Raw genomic sequence first — 1,433 nt, 5'->3', positions numbered from 1 at the left:
TCGATGATCTTCAGCTCCGGCTCGTCCATGCCGCCATAGAGATGGTTGAGGAACATCTCCTTGGTCAGCGTCGTGCCCTTGCGGAGCGAAAGCAGCTCGAGCATGGCATATTCCTTGCCAGTCAGATGCAGGCGGCCGCCCTCGACCTCGACCGACTTGGCGTCGAGGTTGACGGTCAGCTTGCCGGTCTGGATCACCGACTGGGAATGGCCCTTGGCCCGGCGCACGATGGCATTGATGCGGGCGACCAGCTCATCCTTGTTGAAGGGCTTGGTGATGTAATCGTCGGCGCCGAAGCCGAGGCCCTTCACCTTTTTGTCCGGCTCGCCCATGCCCGAGAGGATCAGGATCGGGGTGTTGACCTTGGCCGCGCGCAGCTTTTTCAGCACGTCATAGCCGTGCATGTCGGGCAGGTTCAGGTCGAGCACGATAATGTCGTAGTCATACAGCTTGCCGAGGTCCAGGCCCTCTTCGCCGAACTCGGTCTTGTAGACATTGAAGCCCTCGGCGCCGAGCATCAGTTCGATGCTCTTGGCCATCGCGGCGTCGTCTTCGATCAGCAGCACCCGCATGGCACCCCCACGCTTTCAGGTCAGTCCCGGTCAGGACCCACCAGGGTTTGGCGTTTTTCCGCCCGATTCGCTGCAGTTTACCATTGTTAACGATTAAAGTTAACGCATTCTTCCACAGGCCATCGGCCCCGACCCAGGGACGGTCTGGCCGCGCCGGAAAATCCTGCTAAACTCCCAAAATACGAGAGGGATTCCCGGTCCGCCGCAAACCCGCGCGGCTTTACCGGCGGTTAAGGCTGCAGCCGCTAGGGTGCAGCTTCCCTATTCCCCGCAAAGGCGCGCCATGCACAGTCTGCTGATGGACCTCGACCGTATCAAGGATGTCAGCTTCACCGGCCGGGTGACCTCGATCCAGGGCCTGCTGGTGGAAGTAGCGGGCGTCGAGCGGCATCTTTCCATCGGCTCACGGGTGCATGTGCAGGCGCGTGACCACCGCCAGGTCGAATGCGAGGTGGTCGGCTTCCGCCAGAACCGCGCGCTGCTGATGCCCTATGGCTCGCTGGATGGCGTCGGCCTGGGCTGCCGTGCCGTGGTCGGCGAGGACCAGCCCGTGGTCTATCCCGATATCAGCTGGGCCGGCCGGGTGATCGACGGCCTCGGCCGCCCGCTGGATGGCGGCCCGCCGCTCACCAACGGTACCCGGCCCTACCCCCTGCGCGCCAACCCGCCGCCGGCCAACAGCCGCAAGCGCGTCGGCGCCAAGATCGATCTGGGCGTGCGCTCGATCAATACCTTCATCTCCTGCTGCCGCGGCCAGCGCATGGGCATCTTCGCCGGCTCGGGCGTCGGCAAATCCGTGCTGCTCTCCATGATGGCGCGCTACACCGAGGCCGATATCAACGTGGTGGGCCTGATCGGCGA

The 1,433-nt window shown here is 63.7% G+C and carries 1 protein-coding gene and 1 pseudogene; one reads left to right on the top strand and one right to left on the bottom strand.

The features are described 5' to 3' along the window. A partial coding sequence (locus Q1J79_RS11135; RefSeq protein WP_300300204.1) for a response regulator transcription factor occupies positions 1-572 on the bottom strand: 572 nt, incomplete at its 3' end. 283 nt (positions 573-855) lie between these two features. Between Q1J79_RS11135 and fliI the strand changes: the two are divergent. Further along, a pseudogene (gene fliI, locus Q1J79_RS11130) lies at positions 856-1,433 on the top strand (flagellum-specific ATP synthase FliI); the annotation flags it as partial.

The organism is Ferrovibrio sp., from assembly GCF_029255545.1.
Taxonomy (GTDB): Bacteria; Pseudomonadota; Alphaproteobacteria; order Ferrovibrionales; family Ferrovibrionaceae; genus Ferrovibrio.
The sequence above is the reverse complement of the archived record's forward strand: the minus strand, read 5'-3'. Positions and strand labels throughout refer to the sequence as shown.